This window comes from Pseudomonas sp. TE3899 (assembly GCF_056279105.1).
In genome coordinates this window covers 1,219,117-1,239,477 of sequence record NZ_JBWBQR010000001.1, presented here as the reverse complement: position 1 = coordinate 1,239,477, position 20,361 = coordinate 1,219,117, and the positions used below count along the sequence as shown (strand labels likewise).

Here is a 20,361-nt window from a genome sequence, read left to right as displayed (position 1 = left end):
CAGACCTTACTTTGAAAGGACACCCCATGCAGCTTGAAAAAGCCCCCCGCCTGATACTCGCCAGCCTCTCAATCCTGCTGAGTGGCAGCGCCTGGGCCAACTTCACCGCCACCCCGGAAGAAGCCCGGGGCATCGCCAAGGAAGCCTATCTGTACGGCTTCCCGGTGGTGGAGATGTACAAGACCCTCTACACCCAGGCCGTGGACACCAGGAGTGCGAATTTCAAGGCACCGTTCAACCACATCGGCAACACCGCCAAGGCCTTCACCGCCAAGGACACCGCGTTTGTCACGCCCAATGCCGACACGCCCTACTCGTTCATCTGGATGGACCTGCGCGCCGAACCGCTGGTGCTGACCCTGCCGCCGATTGAGGAGCATCGCTATTACTCCGTGCAACTGATCGACGCCTATACCCAGAACTTCGCTTACCTGGGCACCCGCAGCACCGGCAACAACGGCGGGCATTTCATGATTGCCGGGCCGAACTGGCAGGGCCAGCAACCGGTGGAAATGGATCGCCTGGTGCGCAGCGAAAGCAACATTGCCTATGCGCTGTACCGCACGCAGTTGTTCGACGAGAAAGACCTGGCCAAGGTCAAGCAGATCCAGAAAGGCTACAAGGTCGAAACCCTGAGCCATTACGTCAAACACAAAGCCCCGCCCGCCGCAAAGAAAGTCGCCTGGCCCAAGCCCACGCCGACCATGAGCGACACCCCGGACCTGTTCCGTTACCTGAATTTCATGCTCGCCTTCGCTCCGGCCCAGGACGCGGAAAAAGACCTGTTGGCGCGCTTTGCGAAAATCGGCATCGAGGCCGGCAAACCCTTCGTCCTGACAGACTTCACCGACGATCAACGCCAGGCCCTGGAAGACGGCATCAGCGACGCCAAGGCTGAATTCGCCGAGTTCAAGAAAACCAGGGTCGACACCCACGAGGTCACCAGCGGCGATTTCTTCGGCACCCGCGATCACCTCAACGGCAACTACTTGTATCGCTACGCCGGCGCCAACATGGGGATCTTCGGCAACTCCGCGGAAGAGGCGAACTACATCGGATATTTCGTCGACAAGGACGGCCAACCGGTGGACGCCTCGAAACACGACTACACCCTGCATTTCGACAAGGGTGCCCTGCCCCCGGCTGATGCGTTCTGGTCCCTGACCATGTACGACGGCAAGAACAAATTGCTGGTAGCCAACCCGTTGAACCGCTACCTGATCAACTCGCGAATGCTGCCCCACCTCAAGCTCGATGCCGACGGTGGCTTGACCCTGTACGTACAGCAAAAGGCACCGGCCCAGGACCTTCAAAGCAATTGGCTGCCTGCACCAAACGGGCCGTTCTATGGGGTTTTGCGCCTGTACCTGCCAAAACCGGAAGTCGCCAGCGGCCAGTGGAAAATGCCGCTGCTGAATAAAGTCGGGCCCTAAGAAATGAGCCGCGGCCCACAACATTGCAGGAGCAAACGCATGCGCGTGATGACACCCCGACAAGGCATGACGGCGCTGACGCTGGCCATGACGCCGCTGCTGAGCCAGGCCGACAACGCCCGCGACTGGCAGAACCTGCCCACCGACCTGAACATGGTGTTCGGCTATTACAACCGCATCGACACCAACACGCCGATCGACACCGCGCTGCCGATTGATGGCCTGTCCCTGGACGCCAACCTGTACATCGCCCGTTACGCCCGCTCGTTCGCGGTGGACGGGCGCAACAGTGCGATCCAGATCCTGCAACCCTACGCCGACATTTCCGCCTCGTTCGACAACGCGCAGTTCTTCGATGGCACCAAGCATAACGGCGGCATGGCCGACACTCAGTTTGTGCTGGTGCACAACCTGTTCGGCGGCCCGGCGCTGACCAAGGAAGAGTTCGCCAACTGGACCCCGGAAACCTTCCTCACCGGCGCGCTGTGGATCACCGCCCCGACCGGGGATTACGACAAGGACCGGATCATCAACATCGGCTCCAACCGCTGGGCCTTCAAGCCGGAAATCGCCTTCGGTACGCCCATCGGCCCGACCTGGCTGGAATTCAACACCTACGTGTCGATGTACGGCGACAACGACGACTATCACGGCAACGGCAAGCTTGAGCAAAAACCGCTTTACGCCATCGAAACCCACTACAGCTACACCCTCAACCGCGCGCTGTGGGCCTCGTTGGACGCCACCTATAACCGTGGCGGCGAAACCAAAATCAACGGCGACTGGCAGGACAACAAACAGGAAAACGGCCTGTTCGGCGCCAGCGTCGGCTTCATGTTGTCGCCGCAGTTCGGCGGGTTGATCGCTTACTCCGACACGGTGTCGGAGCGCACCGGTTCACCGGACGTCAACACCTGGACCTTGCGTTTGCAGTACGCCTGGTAACGGAGCGCCGCTGGAAATTCCGTTTGTCATTCATCCCGGTCATTCCGACCTTTATGTTTTAAGCGAGGGATTGTCCCTATGACCGCACTCACTGATCTCAACGCCCTGCAAGCCAGCATCGCCGAATCCGTCCTTGGTCAGGATCAAGTGATTCGGCAGATCCTGCTCGGTCTGTTAGCCAACGGCCATTTGCTTTTGGAAAGCCTGCCCGGCCTGGCCAAGACCCGCACGGTCAAGGCCCTGGCCAAGCACCTGGACGCAAAGATGAGCCGCATCCAGTTCACCCCGGACTTGCTGCCGTCGGACATCACCGGCGCCGAGGTGCTGCATCAAGTGGCAGGCCAGAACGAAATCCGCTTCCAGCCCGGGCCGCTGTTCGGCAATTTGATCCTGGCCGATGAAATCAACCGCGCCCCGGCCAAGGTGCAAGCGGCGTTGCTCGAAGCCATGGAAGAACGGCAAATCACCGTGGCCGGCAACAGCCATGTGCTGCCGGAACTGTTCATCGTAGTCGCGACGCAAAACCCGATCGAGCAGGAAGGCACCTACCCACTGCCCGAAGCGCAGATGGACCGTTTTCTGATGAAAGTGCTGCTGGATTACCCGAGTGCGGAGAACGAGAGCCAGGTGCTGCGGCTGTTGCGCGATGAGGAGTTTGCATTGGGCGCCAAGACCGCCCCGGTGCCGGGCTTTGCGCTGTCCCAGGAGGTGATTTTTGCCGCGCGCCGTGAGGTCAGCGGCATTCACGTGTCGCCGGCCATCGACACTTACCTGATCGACCTGATCAACGCCACCCGCCACCCGGCGGATTACGACGCCGACCTCGGCCGCTGGATCGCCATTGGCGCCAGCCCCCGGGGCGGCATCGGCCTGGACCGTTGTGCCCGCGCCGATGCGTGGTTGCAGGGGCAGGATTTTGTCTCGCCTGACAACGTGCGCGCCGTGGTGCACCCGGTGCTGCGTCATCGCCTGCAACTGAGTTACGACGCGGTGGCTGACGGCGTGACGGCGGATCAGGTGCTCGACCGCTTGCTCGATAAAGTGGCGATTCCAGCCTGAGGTTGAAAATGAAGCGTGCCGACGGGCTGGTCTATGTCTCTCTCGCGCAGTTGATGGCGCTGGAGTTCAAGGCCCGTGACCTGAGTTTCCTCGCCCGCCAGCCTCAGGGCAGCATCCTCGCCGGCAACCATGCCTCGCGCCTGCGTGGCCGGGGCTTGAATTTCGATGAACTGCGTCGCTACCAGCCGGGGGATGACTTGCGTCACCTCGACTGGCGCGCGTCCCTGCGCACCGGCAAACCGGTGGTGCGCACCTTTACCGAAGAGCGCGACCGCCCGGCGTTGATTCTGGTGGATCAGCGCATGTCGATGTTCTTTGGCTCGCAACACTGCTTCAAATCGGCCCTTGCTGCCGAGCTTGGCGCGCTGGCGGCGTGGATGGTGTTCAACGCCGGTGACCGGGTGGGCGGGCTGGTGTTCAACGATCAACGCATCGACAGCGTCGCCCCACTGCGCAGCCGCAAACGGCTCGAAGCGCTGTGCAGCCGCATCGCCCGGCAGAATCAGGAACTGAACGCCGGCAACCCGGACGCTGAAGATGAAGATCAGCTCGACAAGGTGTTGCAGCATTGTCTGGCGGTGGCGGGTCACGATCATTTGATCTGCATCGTCAGCGACTTTGCCGGGGCCGGTGAACGCACCCTGAAGTTGATGCGGCAACTGGCGGCCCATAACGATGTGATCGCCATGCAGGTCTACGACCCCTTGGCGCTGAACCTGCCGCACAACGGGCGTTTGCTGGTGACCCAGGGCCAGTTGCAAGTAGAACTGGCGGTGGAACAGCGGCGGGTGCATGAACCGCTGGGGGACTTTCTCAGTGGGCGGCTCAAGGACGTCGCCACGTTGCTGCGCCGCAGTCAGGTGCCGCTGATGATGTTCAGCACCGCCACCGCGGCCCACGAACAACTGCGCGCCGAGCTGGGAAAACTCAGCGGCGGCCGGCGATGAATCCGAGTATTCCGAGCATCGAACAGCTTCAGGAGCTGGGATTGCCTGCGCCAGTCAGTTATGCGCCGCAGACGTGGGGCTGGTGGGTGGTGCTCGGTGTGTTGCTGATCGCGGTGCTGCTGGTGAGCGCGCGCAAGGTCTGGCAGTGGCGCCGGGATCGCTATCGGCGCGAGGCGCTGGTGCGGTTGGCGGAGTTGCAACGGCGCAGCGATGACCTGAGCGCGTTGCGCGAATTGCCGGAACTGCTAAAACGCGTCGCCCTGTCGATCCCCGATCCCGTAGGAGCGAGGCTTGCCCGCGAAGGCCGTTACGCAGTCCCTCTGAAAGACCGCGTCATCGTTCTTCGCGGGCAAGCCTCGCTCCTACAGGGGGTGGGTGCGTTGGGAGGTGATGACTGGCAGGCTTTTCTGGTACGGCACAGTGCGCAACCGCTGCCCGCCGATTTCAGCCAGCAACTGGCGCAGCTGGCCTACGCCCCCGACGCCACATTGCTGGCGCTACCGGACGAACACCGGCAACAGCTGTTCGCCACCTGCAAACGCTGGGTGGAGCATCATCATGTGGCAGCTTGATTACCCCTGGCTGTTACTGCTGTTGCCGCTGCCGTGGTTCGGTTATCGCTGCCTGCCCGCTTACCGCGAGGCCCGCAGCGCGGTGCGCGTACCGTTTTTCGGCGCCATGAGCCGTGCGATCGGCCAGGCACCCAGCGCGCCCGGCAGTCGCCACAACCGCTGGCAGTTGCTGTTGAATCTGCTGGTCTGGACGCTGTTGCTGATCGCCGCAGCCCGCCCGGTTTTCGTCGAAAAACCCATCGAACGCCAGCAACCGGTGCGGGATTTGATGCTGGCCATCGACATCTCCCAATCCATGGAAACCACCGATTTCACCGCTGCCAACGGCCAGAAGCTCAATCGTCTGGCCGCGGTCAAAGAGGTGGTCCACGGCTTTATCGACAAGCGCAAAGACGAACGCCTGGGCCTGATCGTGTTCGGCAGCGCTGCCTATCCGCAGGCGCCGCTGACCCTCGATCACGCGAGCCTGTCGCTATTGCTGGACGACACCGGCATCGGCATGGCCGGACCCAATACCGCCATCGGCGATGCCATCGGCCTGAGCCTGAAACTGCTGGATCAGGCCCACGAGCAGGAGAAAGTGCTGATCCTGCTCACCGACGGCAACGACACCAGCAGCGCCATCACCCCGGACCACGCGGCAGCCATGGCCGCCGCCAAAGGCGTGGTGATTCACACCATCGGCATCGGCGACCCGACGGCTGAGGGCGAAGCCAAGGTCAACCTGCAAGGCTTGCAGCACATCGCCGAGGCCACGGGCGGCCAGTTCTTCCGCGCCGAAGACCGCACCGCGCTGGATCAGGTCTACAGCACCCTCGACCAACTCACCCCGCATCAAGTGAAAACCCTCAGCCATCAGCCAAAACGCGATCTGTTCTGGTGGCCGCTGGGTGCGGCGATAGCAGTGCTGGCGCTGTATCACTTGGGCGCCCTGCTCCGTCCGCGCTTGTCGATGGCCCGTCAACGGCAGGAGGCCTGAGATGGAGATCAATCTCAGCGACTTCCATTTCCTGCGTCCACTGTGGCTGATGCTCGCGCTGTTCGGCGCGTTGCTGCCGCTGTTGTGGCGCCGTAGCCATGATCTGCAACGGCGCTTGCGCGGGAATATCGCCGAGCACTTGTTGCCGCACCTGCTGATCACGCCGCAAGACCGGCAACGCCTGCGCCCGGTGCATCTGGTTTGCGCCCTGTTGATTCTCGGTGCCGTCGCAGCGGCCGGCCCGACCTGGGAGCAGGATCGCCCGGATTACCTGGAGAACCGTGCGCCGCTGATCATCGCCATCGACCTGTCGCCGTCCATGGACGCCGGCGACGTGCCGCCGAGTCGTCTGGAAGCGGCGAAACACAAGCTCCACGACCTGATCCAGCGCCGCGCCGGGGCTCGCAGCGGTTTGATCGCCTATGCCGGCAGCGCGCATCTGGTATTGCCGCCCACCGACGATCCGGCATTGCTCGACACCTTTATCCAGGCCCTGAGCACCGACCTGATCGCCCAATCCGGGAAGAACGTCGGCGCGGTGATCGAGCAAGCCAAACGCCTGCTGGCCGCCGAGAACACCCCGGGGACGTTGCTGCTGATCACCGATGGCGCGGACACGACCCAACTGAACGGCCTCGACAAGCTGTTGAATGACAGCCCGTTGCAAGTGTTGATCCTTGCCGTCGGCAGCGAAGACGGCGGCATCATCCACGACGCCAGCGGCCAGCCGCGCACCGACAGCCATGGGCGGCCGGCGCTGGGCAGTTTCGATCAGGCCGCGCTCAAGCGACTGGCCTCGGCGCTGGATGCACCGCTGGGCAGCCTGACGCTGAATAACGATGACCTCGACTGGGTCGAACTGCACGCCCAGCAGCATTTCCAGAGTGCCAGTGCCGAACAGCGCGAACTGCACTGGAAAGACGCCGGTTATTGGCTGTGCTGGCCGCTGCTGTTGATCGCGTTCTTCAGCGTGCGCAAGGGTTGGAGCCTGAACTGGATGGCCGGTTTGCTGCTGGCGCTCGGCATGGGTTTGCAACCGACTACGGCTGAAGCCAATGCCCTGACCGACGCGTTTTTCACCCAGGACCAGCAAGGTCGCTGGGCCTTCGAGCACCAGCATTTACCGCAGGCGGCGGCGCTGTTTGTCGATCCGTACTGGAAAGGCATCGCCGCCTACAACGCCGCCGATTACGACCTGGCGCTGGCGAGTTTTGCGCGACTGGAAACGCCTCAGGCGTATTTCTACCTGGGCAATATTTATGTGAAGCGTTTCAAGTTCGATCAGGCGATTGCCGCGTACACCCAGGCGTTGAAGTTGCAGGCGCAGTTCCCCGAAGCCACGGCCAATCTGGCCTTGGCCATCGCCCTGCAAAAAGACACCGACAGCGCCGAGCAGAACGCTCCCGAGGTCAAGCCGGACGAGATCAAGATAGACAAGGCGCCGGGCAAGGGCCAGAGCAAACCGGTGCCGACCGAACAAGCGGCGTCGGATGAGGTGTGGTTGCAGAACCTCAGTACATCGCCGGCCAAGTTCTTGAAGCAGAAATTCAGTTTGCAGGACCAGCAGACCCGGGGGGCGCCATGAGGATTATTGGCGCGCTGCTGGTCTGGCTGCTGTCGGCGAATGCCGTTGCCGATGAACCCCAATTGCGGGTGCAGGCGCAGGTGCAGCCGGTGGAGTCGATCATGGTCGGCAGCCTCGTCGAACTGCAACTCGACGTCCTTACCGACACCTGGTTCACCGACGCCCCGAACCTGCCCGACCTGACACTCAACGGCGCGCTGGTGATGCCGCCCAACGGGCATGCGCAACACCTGAACCAGACCCTCGACGGCCATTCCTTCAACGGCATGCGCTACAGCTACCTGATCACGCCGAACCTGGCCCAGGGTTTCGACATTCCGCCGTTGACCGTGCGTGCCACGCCCGCCCAGGCCAGCGCGCCGCTGAGCGCCCAGAGCCAAGCGCTGCACTTCACGGCTGCGCAACCGCCGGGGTTCCAGGCCGGTGAAGCGGTGTTGGTGGCCTCCGGTCTGCGCTTCACACAACAGGTATTCAACTCGGCAACGCCGTTGAAGGTCGGCGACAGCCTCACCCGGCAACTGACGCTGCAAGCCGACGGCGCCCTGGCGATGTCGCTGCCCACGCCGTCACTGGCCGAGGTCACCGGCCTCAGTCGTTACCCGAAAGCGCCGCAGGTCAGCACCCTGGACGACGGTCGCGGCCACTTCAACGGCGGGCAGCGCATCGACACGGTGACCTACCGGGTCGACACCCAAGGTCGCTACAGCCTGCCGCCCATCCAGGTGAAATGGTGGGACGCCAGCACCCGGCAGACCCGCACCGCCGAAGTGCCGGCAGTCACGTTTGAAGCCGCCGCCAACAGCGCTTATCGCCCGGTGTTCTCCATCAGCGAAGACCTGAAAAAACTCGGCCAGCAGGGCCGCGTGCACCTGTCCGGGCATTGGCTGGGCGGGCTGGCGATCCTGGTGATCGTGGCGTTGCTTGGCTACTTCGCCCGCCCGCTCGTCCGCCGCGCCTGGCTCGCCCGACAGGCGCGACATCAGGTCCGGCAAACGGCGTGGCTGCAATCGGCGGACTACGCCTGGCAGCAGATCCCCGGGCAAATCGAAGGCAAACCCGCGCAATTGAGCGCCCTGTACCTGTGGCTCAGGCGCAGCCGCCAGGGCCTGAAGCTGACTGACCTCGGCCCACGCCTGCAAACCCTGTTGCGCGCCTGTTACGGCCGCACACCGACCGAAGATCAGGCCCTGCGCCAGCTCAAGCAATCCTTGGCTACGCTGCAAAGTCAGGCCCAGCGTCACAAGGCCCCGGCGCCTTCCGCGTTACGGCCACTCAACCCCGTTCACGAGAAGGATTTCCCATGACGCACCCGCTATCGATCCGCCGCCGCTACGGGTTAAGCCTGCTGCTGACCCTGACCCTGGCCCTGCCGCTGTTGGCCCAGGCCACCGAGCCGCTGCCTTCGTGGAACGACGGCCCGGCAAAGCAAAGCATCATCGAATTCGTGCAGGCGGTCACCGATCAAAGCGGCAAGGACTTCGTCAAACCCGCCGAACGCATCGCCGTGTTCGACAACGACGGTACCCTGTGGAGCGAGCAACCGGCGTATTTCGAGTTGCTATTCGCCTTCGACGAGGTCAAGCGCACCGCGCCGCAGCACCCGGAATGGAAAACCACCCAGCCCTTCAAAGCCGTGCTGGAAAACGATCACAAAGCCCTGGCTGCTGCGGGCATGGACGGCATCCTGAAAATCTTCGGCGCGACCCACACCGGCATGACCACCGAAGCTTTCGACGACGACGCCAAGACCTGGCTGACCCAGGCCCGCCATCCGAAAACCGGCAAGCCCTACACCGAGATGATCTTCCAGCCGATGCTGGAAATGCTCGATTACCTGCGCAGCCAGCAATTCAAGACCTACATCGTCTCCGGCGGCGACACCGCGTTCATGCGCGCCTTCGCCGAAAAGGTCTATGGCATCCCACCGGAGCAAGTGATCGGCACCACCTTCGTCACCGCCTATCAGCTCAAGGACGGACAGCCATCGATCCTGCGCACCGCCAAACTGGCGCATAACGACGACGGCCCGGGCAAACCGGAAACCATCGACGCGGTGATTGGCAGACGCCCGATCCTGGCGTTCGGCAACTCCGACGGCGATCTGCAAATGCTGCAGTGGACCGCCGCCGGACCCGGCAAACGCTTCATGGGCCTGGTGCACCACACCGATGCCCAGCGCGAATGGGCCTACGACCGTCAATCCCCGGTCGGCAAGCTGGACAAGGCGCTGGACGAAGCAAAATCCCGTGGCTGGACTATCGTGGACATGGCTGCCGACTGGCAGCGGATCTACCCGTTCGAGGCCACCACCGAGCAAGTGCAATAACAACAGCGTTACGCAGGACCGCATAAAACGTAGGTCGCCCTGAGGCGACGCAAGTGAGCAAAAGGAGCAAGTCAGATGACTCGCATACGTAAGTGGCTACCGAAACTCGCCCTGGTGGCAGCCTCGGTCATGGCGTTTTCGGCGACTGCCGGGGCCGCTGAAAAACCCAACATTCTCGTGATCTTCGGCGACGACATCGGCCAGACCAACATCAGCGCCTATTCCATGGGCGTGGTCGGGTACAAGACGCCGAACATCGACCGGATTGCCAAGGAAGGCATGATGTTCACCGACTACTACGCGGAGAACAGTTGCACCGCAGGACGGTCATCCTTCATCACCGGCCAGACGCCACTGCGTACCGGCCTGTCGAAAGTCGGCATTCCGGGTGCCCCGGTGGGCCTGCAAAAACGCGACATCACCATCGCCCAGGCCCTGAAAGGCCTGGGCTATAACACCGGTCAGTTCGGCAAGAACCACCTGGGCGACCGGGATGAATACCTGCCGACCAACCACGGTTTCGACGAATTCTTCGGCAACCTGTACCACCTCAACGCCGAAGAAGAACCCGAGCGCCCGTACTGGCCCAAGGATGACGCCGAGTTCGTCAAGGCCAACACCCCGCGCGGGGTGATCCACAGCTTCGCCGACGGCAAGATCGAAGACACCGGTGCGCTGACCACCAAGCGCATGGAAACCATCGACGACGAAACCACCGCGGCGGCGCAAGCGTTCATCGAGAAACAGGTGAAGGCGGACAAACCGTTCTTCGTCTGGATGAACACCACGCGCATGCACGTGTTCACCCACGTGCGCGATTCGATGAAGGGCCAGAGCGGCATGCCCGGCAACGAATACGCGGACGGCATGCTCGAGCATGACGGCGACGTCGGCAAACTGCTGAAAACCCTCGACGACCTGAAAGTCGCCGACAACACCATCGTGGTCTACACCACCGACAACGGGCCGAACCAGTTCTCCTGGCCGGACGCGGCGACCACGCCGTTCCGTAACGAGAAGAACTCCAACTGGGAAGGCGCCTATCGCGTGCCGGCGATCATCCGCTGGCCGGGCAAGGTCAAGGCCGGCGAAGTTTCCAACGAGATGTTCTCGGGCATGGACTGGTTCCCGACCCTGCTCGCGGCGGCGGGCGATGCCGATGTCAAAAACAAGCTGCTCAAAGGCTGGGCACCGACCGCGGGCGGCGCCAACTTCAAAGTGCACCTGGACGGTTACAACCAACTGCCGTACCTGACCGGCCAACAACCTAAAGGTGAGCGCAAGGAGTTCTACTACTTCAACGATGACGGGGTGCTGGTGTCGATGCGCTTCGACAACTGGAAAGTGGTGTTCTGCGAGCAGCGCCAACCGGGCGGTTTCCGGGTCTGGAGCGAACCGTTCGTGTGCCTGCGGGTGCCGAAAATCCTCAACCTGCGGATGGACCCGTATGAACGGGCCGACGTGGTGTCGGATCAGTTCTACGATTGGAACACCAAAAACGTCTACCTGGCCGGCGTCGCGGTGACCAAGTCGGCTGAGTTCCTGCAGACGTTCATCGAGTATCCACCGAGCCAGAGACCGGCGAGCTTCAGCATCGACCAGATCCGTGCTGCCGTGGATGCAAAAATCGCAGAAAAAATGAAAGCGGCACCGGCTGCACCGTAAGACGCTGGACCGCCGCTCGCCTGCATCGGCGAGCGGCCTTATTTTTCGACCTGAGACCGCGTCGGCCCCTTCGCGAGCAAGCTTCGCTCCTACAAGAGCGACTCCGAACCTGTAGGAGCGAAGCTTGCTCGCGAAGGGGCCGGCCGGGTCACAGGCATTTTTGAATTGGAACAAGGCAACCCCGCAATGTCCTCACGTGTCGCCAGCAAGTCGTCGGCCATACCTGCCCCGCATATCGCCTCCCCGGCGCTGTTGATCCCTGCCTTGCTGCTGTTCGTCTCCGGCGCCGCCGCGCTGGTTTACCAGGTGTTGTGGATCAAGCAACTGTCCCTGGTGGTGGGCGTCGAGGTGTACGCCATCACCACCGGCATCAGTGCGTTTTTTGCCGGACTGGCTTTGGGCGGCTGGTTGTTCGGACGCTGGGCGGATCGCTTGCAGCAGCCGGTGTTGCTTTATGCCGGGCTCGAGGTGTTGGTCGCGATCATCGGCGTCGGCGCGACGTTCGCCATGAGCCTGGCGGCCAGTCCTTTCGCCTGGCTGGAACAGCATATCGGCGTGCTCGCCTGGGTCCTGCCGTTTGCGTTGGTCGGCCTCCCGGCGTTGCTGATGGGCGGCACACTGCCGGTATTGGTGCGCTCGCTGGCCGCCGATCCGCAGCAATTGGGCAAGGCTGGCGGTCAGCTCTATGCAGCCAACACCGCAGGCGCCATCGCCGGCACCTTGCTCGCCGCGTTTGTACTGATCGCGACCCTCGGTGTGCGTGGCAGCGCCTTGGCCGCCGCGATGCTGAACCTGCTGGCCGCCGCCGGTGCGTTGTGGTTCCAACGCCACCGTCCCATGGCGGCTAACGCGCCGAAGAAGCATCACGCGGACAAAGCGCCAGACCGCCTGGCCCTGTGGCTGTATTCCATCGCGGGCGGCGTGGCCCTGGGTTACGAGGTGGTGTGGTCGCAATCCATCGTCCAGTTCATGAGTACCCGCACTTACGCGTTCGCCGTGGTGCTCGCGACCTACCTCACCGGATTGTTTCTCGGCAGCGCCTTGCTCGCCCGGCGGGTCGATCGCATCCGTGATCCCTGGGGCGTGTTCGGTTTGCTGATTGCCGGTGCGGGCTTGATCGCCCTGCTGGAAATCGCCCTGCTTGGCCGCTGGCTGATCGTCGCTCAAAGCGTGGCCGAAGCCTGGGTGTTGTCGTTGGGCGCCAGCGAACTGGTGGGCATGAGCACGCGGTTTGCGGTGGCGGCGTTGAGCATCGTGTTTGTGCCGACCCTGCTGCTGGGCGCGGCATTTCCGCTGGCGTTGCGCTTGAGCGTGGGGCGCGAGCGGGTCGGCCGGGATGTCGGCGCGGTGGTGGCGTTCAATACCCTCGGCGGGATTGTCGGGGTGATGCTCTGCGGGTTCTTGCTGATTCCGTGGCTCGGGTTGGTGCGCACCCTCGGCTTGCTGGCGGTGGTCGCCGCCGGGATCGGCTATTTCGCCGTGCGCAAAGGTCACCACGTGAAGAAAGGCCGGCGTCAGGCCGTGGTCGCGGTCGGCCTGTTGTCCGTGGCCCTGGCGATCTTCACCCCGGTCAACAAACTCGCGAGCCTGCTCCCCGGCGCGCGCAACGCGAGCCTGGCGTTCTACGAAGAAGGACGCGGCGGTACGGTGGCGGTGGTCACCCAGGGCAAGGGCGAGAAAGCCTTTCAGCGCTTGTACATTCAAGGGGTTTCGAACACCGGCGATGCGATGCCGTCCCTGCGTTACATGCGCATCCAGGCGCTGCTGCCGCTGCTGATCCACAACGGCGAACCGCGCTCGGCACTGGTGATCGGCTTCGGCACCGGCATCACCGCCGGCGCCCTGACCCGTTATCCGGGGCTGGAACAGCGGGTGGTCGCCGAGTTGCTGCCGTCGGTGGTCAAGGCCGCGCCGCTGTTCAAGGGCAATTTCAATGCCGCTATCAATCCGGGCGTCGACGTGCGCTTGCGCGATGGCCGCCAGGAGCTGCTGCGCAACCCGCAGACCTACGACCTGATCACCCTCGAACCGCCGCCGCCCTCCGCTGCCGGCGTGGTCAATCTCTATTCCCGGGACTTCTACCAATTGGCCGCCAGCCGCCTGCAGAAAAACGGCCTGGTCGCGCAGTGGCTGCCGCTGCCGACCCAGAACATCGACGACTCGCGTTCCCTGGTGCGCAGCTTCCTCGACGTCTACCCCTACGCCACCCTGTGGACCAGCGAGTTCCACGAAATGCTGCTGGTGGGCTCGATGGAACCGATTGAACTGGATGCAGCGAAAATCACCCAACGCTTTCAGCAGGACAGCGTGCGCAGCACCTTGCAGGACGTCGGTATCGGCTCGGCTGCGGCGCTGCTCGCGACCTGGGTCACGGACCGTGCCGGGCTCGAACGCTTTGCCGCCGACGCACCAGCGGTGACCGACGATCACCCGCGTATCGAGTACGCGCCGTGGGTGCGGGCCAAGGAAATCAGCCGCGTGTTGCCGGCGTTGCTCGACTTGCACGTCGCGCCAACCCTGGTGAATGCCGATGAAGCCTTCAACGAACGGATGAACGCCCACCGCCAGCGCCTGATGCAGTTTTATCGGGCGAGTCTGCATGCCTATGACGGCGACCGGGATGCCTGGGCGCGGGACATTGGGGACGTGATGCGCGGGGATGGCGGGAATCCGTATTACCGGTGGTTTGTCGGGCAGTAACGCGCGACGCCGCGACATTGGCACAAAGACTCATGAGAACCGGGGACTTTTCGGCGCGAAACAGATAGGGTGCGCAAAATCAAATGGCCACCACTGGATCGCGCTGCGGGTTTTCATGGAGTTTTATACGCAATGAGTTGCTGGACCGTCCTCGGCCTGTCGGCTGACGCTGACACGCGCACGATCAAACGCCACTACGCGGCACTGCTCAAGCAGACTCGCCCGGATGAAGACCCCGAGGGGTTTCAGCGTCTGCGCGAGGCCTATGAACACGCTTTGGCCTACAAAGAATCCGCACGATTCAGGGAAGAAAACCAGGGCGACGATGGGGAGTGGGACCTGACGGACCTGTCCGCCAGCGAAGTCGGCACGCTGCAACTCATCACGCGTCCACTGGCCGGTGCCAGCCTCGGCGAACTGGAGCAACGTTACGCCAAAGCCCTGGAACATGACGCTGTCTATGTATTCGAAGACGGCCTGTTGCGGCATTGCGTCGAGCAGCCCGATGTCGACGACGCGGTGCTGGCGTGGGCTTTCGAGACCTTTCATTGGCTCAGTGCCTGGCAACGCCTGGACCTGAACGAAGAACTGTTGGTGGAATTGCTGGAGCAGCAGCGCCAACGTATCGAACAGCCGTTGTGTGAAGCCCTTGAACGCCAGGATGTCGAAAGCTTTTTACAGGTCTATGCCCGATATTCACGCCTGCCTTGGCTCAAGAGCGAGCAACACCGCCTATGGTTTAACCGTCTGCTGAGCCACACGCTGCTGGCCAGCCGTTATTGGTCAGCAACGATTTTCGATACGCTTTGTGCCGGCCAGGGCTGGCATTCAGGCGACGGCAACGCCTGCCCGAGTGGTGAATGGACGCGGCTGCTGGCCCGTCGCGATGCGCCGGCGTTTCTGGCCCGGCAACAGCGCCTGCTGGAACAGCCTGCAACCACGGTGCAACGGCGCGCCGCGCGATTGCTGCTGGCGCCGGGCTCCCTCACCCAGCGCCGCGCCCTGGCCCGGCGCCTGCGTGAAGATGACTGGAAACAGTGCCATCAATTGAGTGCAGCGTTGGACGCCTCGCACCCACAAACCTGCGAGGCGATGCCCGGCGGCACGCCGTTCTTCTGGCGTGACTGGGAAGACGCCTTTGACAGTTGGCCGATCTACCTGGGCATCGCCCTCGCCTGCCTGATCGGCACCTTTGCCCATTACGCACCGGGAGGCACGCGCCTGGGGGGCTTGATCAGCATCGCGATATTCTGGTCGATCATCTTCGCCGTCGTCGGTGCGCTGCTCAACGGGCTGGCGCATCGACTCGCCCATCGCCTGTGGCCGTTGGAAGATCGGCTCGGCTCGTATCTGTCAGCCGGGTTCAACCCGCCACTGTTTGGCGTTCTGCGCGACGTGCTGCCCTGTACGGTCATGGCGGCAGGCATCGGGAATGTCTACGGACCGGTTGCCAGTGCCGTTTACGCGCTCACGCTGATGGGCGTCGGGCTCCTGCGCAGACAGCAGGCGAAACCGCAGCTGTCCTGGCGTGAATTCAGCCCGGCGCTTAAACGTTGCCTGATAGGTGGAGGGGTTGTGCTGCTGATTATCCTGCTCGGCGTGTTCAACGTGTGGTCCAACGCAAGCACCGTCAACCGCAATCAAGGGCTGCAACCCTGGGCCGAGCGCCTTTGCAGTCGAATGCCGGCCAGCGCGCGCGAATGCAGCGCACCGGCCACCGACGAACAGTGGTACGGCGAGGAGGCCAGGCCATGAGCCGCCAGTGGATGTTCCCGGTGTGTGTATTTTTGGGGCTGGTCACCCTGGGGATATTCGGGTCGGGACAGAACCTGAGCAAACTGGACCTGTGGCTGGATCAACAGGATGTGCCCACCACGGCCCAGGCCAATGCCCTGAGCCCGGTCATCGACTGCATCAACCGAGTCGACGTGCATTGGCGCGTGGCCTATCACCTGTATCAGCTCCCGGGGCGACCGAAGGCCTCCGTCGAAGAGTGGATAGCCAACCGGGAGGCTTTCGACGATGACGGTGCCAAGGATGTTCGCTTCCTGATGAGGGACATCTGTTCAGGGAAAATCGCGCGCAAACTTTATCTATTGGAACTCGCTCCGTTGCTCAGGGAGAAGACCGAACGTTACGTGGGGGCACTGTATGCCGTAAGACCCCTGGCTGAACAAGCCGGCCTCTTCCCGCAGTCGCTCCTTTCAGCGCCCGCTCCTGCCATGCCAGCCGCGTTTGAAGCGCAGTTCAGGGCCACTGCCGACGTCTATCTGAGCGCCTCCAAAGACTTGAGGCACCAGGTTGAGACCCTGGACCTTGAACAGCGACGCGCGCAACTCAATGTGCTTGAAGCACGCCTGGGCAAGGACATTCATTGGTACTTGCTGGACTACATGATTCAGGCGCGGGACACCCTGAACCGGGTCAGCGAGGGGGTCAAATACCAAACCCTGACGCCGCAGAAACTGGCGCAAACCACTCAAGCGCTGCAACGGGCCTGGGATTACCGCCAGCAATTCAAGCACGCGCAGTTGCCCGAACAAGAGCAGCGCACCCGAGTCGCCAGTTATCTGTGGTACCACATTGAAAAGCCGTCGCAGCAGTACCTCGATGCGTTGAATACCCTGCAAAAGGACTGGCAAGACCACGCCGAGCCGCAACGCTTGAGCGATGACTACTACGCGGTCACCCGCGGCTATGACGCGCTGCTCAGTTATTACAACCGGATGGCCCGCGTCGACTATTGAGGGACGTGTTGCGAAGGTTGCGGGTGGTCTGCTCCGCCGTCTTCGCGGGCAAGCCTCGCTCCTACATGATCGTTCCCACGCAGAGCGTGGGAACGATCAATGAGGACTACTTGGACTTGAGCTTCAAATACGACTGATGCAGATCCGAAGCCCAGCCATCGATCACGCTTTTCACGTCATCGGCCTTCATCACTTGAGTGTCGTTCTCCAGCGGTTTGCCGGTGCCTTTGCGCACCACCTGGGCCACCACCGTGTTGTTGCCGCCATCGAGGAACACGGCCTCAGTCGCCAGGGTGGTTTCCTGATCGCGAATCCCGCTGGCCGTGCTGACCGCCGCTGCCACTAACGCAATCGGGATCACTTCGTAGGGCTTGAGGCCTTCGGTCTTGCTGCTGACTGCGGTAATCGCCGCGCGCACCACGATCACGCCGGGCCCTGGGCCGGCGGCCAATGGCAGGGATTTACCCAGTTCGCGCTTGAGCGCCTGGTCGTAGTAACCGGTGATGCCGTTGAGAGTGGCCTGGGGGATTTTCAACACGGTGGGTTGCGGCTGGGGATAGAGCTGGGTCGGCTCGATGTAGACGCTGGTGAATTTATCGATTTTGAGTTTGGGGTCCATCCAGCGCATCACCTCGGCACCCGACGGTGACTTGGCTTCCTTGAGCTGGCTGTAGTCCTTGAGAAACCCCGAATACTGGCCCGGCTCGACCACTTTACTGGAGCAGCCAACCACCCCGATCGAGGCGATGCACAGTGTGCTCATCATTAACGCAAGCTTCATGCTGTTACTCCTGTAAGAGGTCGATAAAGAGACCTAGGTAGTTATAGCCAAATCTCAATAATCTGCCGTCATCCTCATCAAAGGTTCATCCAGGGCTGTGGCTCAGCGCACAAAGCCCATTTGACAGACGCTGGCCATCCGGCAAAGCTGCACCAAGCTTCAAAGCGCGCCCTGAACGGCCAACGCACTCGGACTACGGAAGTCGCAATGGCGAAGCATAAAAATAAAGCTGAAAACCCGAACCCTGGTTCGCGCCCTCCCCTGATCAACCGCTACCTGTTTCCCGTCACCATCGGCGTATTGCTGCTGGCCGTGGCGGCGATTGGCGGGTTTCTGTTCCATAGCAGCACCCCCGCCCCGCCCAAGCCTGTCGCGGTCAGCGCGCCTGTCGTCCCGCCGGTCAAACCGGTGGTGGCTGCGGCACCGGCGACGATGGTCGATGAGCAGCCATGCCAGGGCTGCCACACCGAGCAGGTCAAGGACTGGCAAGGCTCCCATCACCAATTGGCGATGCAGCCGGCCACCGCCGACACGATGCTCGGGGACTTCAACAACGTCACCTTCAAGGCCGAAAAAGAGACCAGCGTGTTTTCGCGCAAGGGTGACGATTTCTGGGTCAACACGCCGGGGGTTGATGGCAAGAACGCCGACTTCAAGGTCGCCTACACCTTCGGCATCGCACCGCTTCAGCAATACCTGATCGAGGTCGGCGAAGGCCGGTTGCAAGCCCTGGGCGTGGCCTGGGATACCGAGCAGCACCGGTGGTTTCATCTCTATCCAGGCCAGGGGGTCGACTTCAAGAACCCGCTGCACTGGAGCAAGCCGAGCCAGAACGCCAACTTCATGTGCGTCGAGTGCCATACCACGGGCTACAAACGCAATTTCGACGCGGCGAAAAACACCTTTGAAAGCCACTGGAACAGCCTCGGTGTCGGCTGCCAGGCGTGCCACGGTCCGGCGTCGAATCACCTGGAATGGACGGCGAAAAAAACCGATCTGCTCCATGCCGGGTTTGCCGTCGACCTCAAGGACAAGAACGCCACCGTCGAACTCGAAACCTGCGCCCGCTGCCACTCGCGCCGCGCGCCGTTGGGCGATGGCTACACCGTCGGCAAGCGCTTGATGGACGACTATCTGCCGAGCACCTTGACCCGCGAACTGTACGCGCTGGACGGCAAGATCAAGGACGAAGTGTTCGAACACGGCTCCTTCGCCCAGAGCAAAATGTTCGACAAGGGCGTGCGTTGCAGCAACTGCCACAACCCCCACAGCGCCGAACTCAAGGCAACCGGCAACGGTGTTTGCCTGCAATGCCACAACACCGCCGGCAAGACCGCGGTGGACGGTGTCGATGGCAAGGGTTTGCAGGCGAAGAACTACGATTCCATCGAACACACCCGCCACACCCAGGGTCAGCCGGGTTCGCAATGCGTGGATTGCCACATGCCGGGCAAGTTCTACATGGGCAATGACTTTCGGCATGACCACAGCTTCAGCATTCCCAACCCCGAGCGCGCTTCGAGACTGGGGACGCCGGATGCGTGCCTGACCTGCCATCAGGGCAAGGCCGGGGACAAGGTGACCGAGCAATTCAAGCTGTGGAACACGGCGTCGGCGTCGGCTGTTCAGGCACCGCGCTATGACGAAAGCCTGTGGCTGATCCGCAATGGTCAACCGGGCGCCGCACAGGCCCTGTACGAGCAGTTGCAGCGCAGCAACCTGCCGGCGATCCAACGGGCGACGCTGCTGGCCGAACTGCCGCTGTACCCGAGCGATCAGGCGCTGAAACTGGCGACCCAGGACTTGAGCAATACGGCGCCGCAAGTGCGTGAAAGCGCGGTGCGGGCGATCAGTGCGTTCCTGCCGCCGGCGGAGCGCGCGCCGCTGCTGGCACCGTTGCTCGGTGATCCGGTGAAGGCGGTACGGATCGTCGCCGCTCGGGATCTGCTGAGCGTGGCCCGCAACGGTTTGGGCAGTGCCCAGGCCAACTGGAACGCGGCTATCTCCGAGTACGAAGACGTACAGAAAAGCCTGGCGGAACGGGCCGAGGCCAACCTCAACCTGGCCATGCTGTATCAGGCCAGTGGGCGCACGGCGGACGTCGAGCCGCTGCTGCGTGCGGCGCTCAAACGCGACCCGGACTTCTACCCGGCGCTGGTGACGCTGGTGCAATGGCTGGAGGCTAGTGGTCGTGCGCAAGAGGCGCAGGCGCTGCTGGAACAGAGCGTCAAGGAACACCCGGACGCCGCGTTGCTGCTGCACACCCAGGGGTTGTCACTGATTCGCGCAGGCAACACGGCGCAAGCCATGCCGCTGCTGCGCAAAGCCGCGACGCTGGAACCGCAGAGCGCGCAGTACGGTTATGTGCTGGCGGTGGCGTTGCATGACAGTGGCAAGGTGGATGAGGCGTGCGAGGAACTGGAACGGTTGTTGAAGGTGCAACCGGCGAACCGCAATGCGCGGTTGTCGTTGATCCAGTATTACCTGGAGAACGGCAAGGAGCCCAAGGCCCAGGTGTTGTTGCAGGGGTGGAAGAAAATGAACATGGGGGACCCGGCGTTGAAATGATCGCGGTTTGATCCGAGGGCCCCTTCGCGGGCAAGCCTCGCTCCTACAGGGGGA

General features: G+C 62.6%; 15 protein-coding genes. 14 read left to right on the top strand and 1 reads right to left on the bottom strand.

Annotation, left to right across the window (positions count from 1 at the left end):
• Window positions 1-26 precede the first annotated feature (26 nt).
• The 13 genes from ACZ89E_RS05705 to ACZ89E_RS05645 all read left to right on the top strand — a co-directional run bounded on the left by ACZ89E_RS05705 (window position 27) and on the right by ACZ89E_RS05645 (window position 16,958).
• Window positions 27-1,433, top strand: coding sequence for a DUF1254 domain-containing protein (locus tag ACZ89E_RS05705; RefSeq protein WP_476255074.1), 1,407 nt, complete (start codon window positions 27-29; stop codon window positions 1,431-1,433).
• 48 nt (window positions 1,434-1,481) lie between these two features.
• Window positions 1,482-2,378, top strand: a complete 897-nt coding sequence (locus ACZ89E_RS05700) for a transporter (protein ID WP_476257019.1) — start codon at window positions 1,482-1,484, stop codon at window positions 2,376-2,378.
• A gap of 78 nt (window positions 2,379-2,456) precedes the next feature.
• Complete coding sequence (locus ACZ89E_RS05695) at window positions 2,457-3,437, top strand: AAA family ATPase (protein WP_476255073.1); 981 nt, start codon at window positions 2,457-2,459, stop codon at window positions 3,435-3,437.
• A gap of 8 nt (window positions 3,438-3,445) precedes the next feature.
• Complete coding sequence (locus ACZ89E_RS05690; RefSeq protein WP_476255072.1) at window positions 3,446-4,384, top strand: DUF58 domain-containing protein; 939 nt, start codon at window positions 3,446-3,448, stop codon at window positions 4,382-4,384.
• Window positions 4,381-4,956, top strand: a complete 576-nt coding sequence (locus tag ACZ89E_RS05685; protein WP_476255071.1) for a DUF4381 domain-containing protein — start codon at window positions 4,381-4,383, stop codon at window positions 4,954-4,956. Before ACZ89E_RS05690 ends, ACZ89E_RS05685 begins: the two co-directional genes overlap by 4 nt.
• Window positions 4,943-5,935: a vWA domain-containing protein gene (locus ACZ89E_RS05680; protein WP_476255070.1), complete on the top strand. Its 993-nt coding sequence runs from the start codon at window positions 4,943-4,945 to the stop codon at window positions 5,933-5,935. The genes ACZ89E_RS05685 and ACZ89E_RS05680 overlap by 14 nt, the downstream gene beginning before the upstream one ends.
• Before the next feature lies 1 nt (window position 5,936).
• Complete coding sequence (locus tag ACZ89E_RS05675) at window positions 5,937-7,520, top strand: vWA domain-containing protein (RefSeq protein WP_476255069.1); 1,584 nt, start codon at window positions 5,937-5,939, stop codon at window positions 7,518-7,520.
• Window positions 7,517-8,824 (top strand): BatD family protein, encoded by a 1,308-nt coding sequence (locus ACZ89E_RS05670; RefSeq protein ID WP_476255068.1) that lies wholly within the window; start codon window positions 7,517-7,519, stop codon window positions 8,822-8,824. The genes ACZ89E_RS05675 and ACZ89E_RS05670 overlap by 4 nt, the downstream gene beginning before the upstream one ends.
• A complete protein-coding gene (locus tag ACZ89E_RS05665; protein WP_476255067.1) occupies window positions 8,821-9,846 on the top strand; it encodes an HAD family hydrolase in 1,026 nt (341 codons plus the stop codon). Before ACZ89E_RS05670 ends, ACZ89E_RS05665 begins: the two co-directional genes overlap by 4 nt.
• A 75-nt stretch (window positions 9,847-9,921) precedes the next feature.
• Entirely contained in the window at window positions 9,922-11,511 is a 1,590-nt protein-coding gene (locus ACZ89E_RS05660; RefSeq protein WP_476255066.1) for an arylsulfatase, read from the top strand.
• Between the two features lie 186 nt (window positions 11,512-11,697).
• The gene (locus ACZ89E_RS05655; protein ID WP_476255065.1) at window positions 11,698-14,211 is read left to right on the top strand and encodes a fused MFS/spermidine synthase; all 2,514 of its coding nucleotides are present in this window, start codon (window positions 11,698-11,700) and stop codon (window positions 14,209-14,211) included.
• Between the two features lie 132 nt (window positions 14,212-14,343).
• A complete protein-coding gene (locus ACZ89E_RS05650) occupies window positions 14,344-15,966 on the top strand; it encodes a J domain-containing protein (protein ID WP_476255064.1) in 1,623 nt (540 codons plus the stop codon).
• Window positions 15,963-16,958 carry a DUF3829 domain-containing protein gene (locus ACZ89E_RS05645; RefSeq protein WP_476255063.1) on the top strand — a complete coding sequence of 332 codons (996 nt, stop codon included), beginning with the start codon at window positions 15,963-15,965 and terminating at the stop codon, window positions 16,956-16,958. The genes ACZ89E_RS05650 and ACZ89E_RS05645 overlap by 4 nt, the downstream gene beginning before the upstream one ends.
• A gap of 106 nt (window positions 16,959-17,064) precedes the next feature.
• On the opposite strand, the gene ACZ89E_RS05640 is transcribed toward ACZ89E_RS05645, so the two are convergent.
• Window positions 17,065-17,739 carry a DUF3313 domain-containing protein gene (locus ACZ89E_RS05640; RefSeq protein ID WP_476255062.1) on the bottom strand — a complete coding sequence of 225 codons (675 nt, stop codon included), beginning with the start codon at window positions 17,737-17,739 and terminating at the stop codon, window positions 17,065-17,067.
• 207 nt (window positions 17,740-17,946) lie between these two features.
• On the opposite strand from ACZ89E_RS05640, the gene ACZ89E_RS05635 reads away from it, so the two are divergent.
• Complete coding sequence (locus ACZ89E_RS05635; RefSeq protein WP_476255061.1) at window positions 17,947-20,307, top strand: tetratricopeptide repeat protein; 2,361 nt, start codon at window positions 17,947-17,949, stop codon at window positions 20,305-20,307.
• Window positions 20,308-20,361 lie beyond the last annotated feature (54 nt).